This is a genomic window from Leucobacter celer subsp. astrifaciens, assembly GCF_001273835.1.
GTDB lineage: Bacteria > Actinomycetota > Actinomycetes > Actinomycetales > Microbacteriaceae > Leucobacter > Leucobacter celer.
In genome coordinates, this window is record NZ_JHEI01000026.1 from 1 (window position 1) to 224 (window position 224).

Below are 224 nucleotides of genomic sequence, written 5' to 3' on the forward strand. Positions count from 1 at the left end.
ATCGTCGTCATCGTCACGCTTGCGTTCCTCACACCACTGACGGACCCGCATCCACGTGTTGCGTAACCATCGTCCTACATCTTGGATACGACGATTAGTTAATAACAGGAGACTGAAGAATATAACCGCTAAAAATATGATGATGGATAGCGGCGAGGTAAGTCCTTTAGCAAGGGGTTCCCCAATAATAAAGCCAAGAACGCCTGCTCCACCTTGTACATCAT

At 47.3% G+C, this 224-nt stretch carries 1 protein-coding gene; it reads right to left on the reverse strand.

The window, feature by feature from the left end; genetic code table 11:
• A partial coding sequence (locus AMS65_RS20065) for a hypothetical protein (protein ID WP_206541934.1) occupies nucleotides 1-224 on the reverse strand: 224 nt, incomplete at both ends.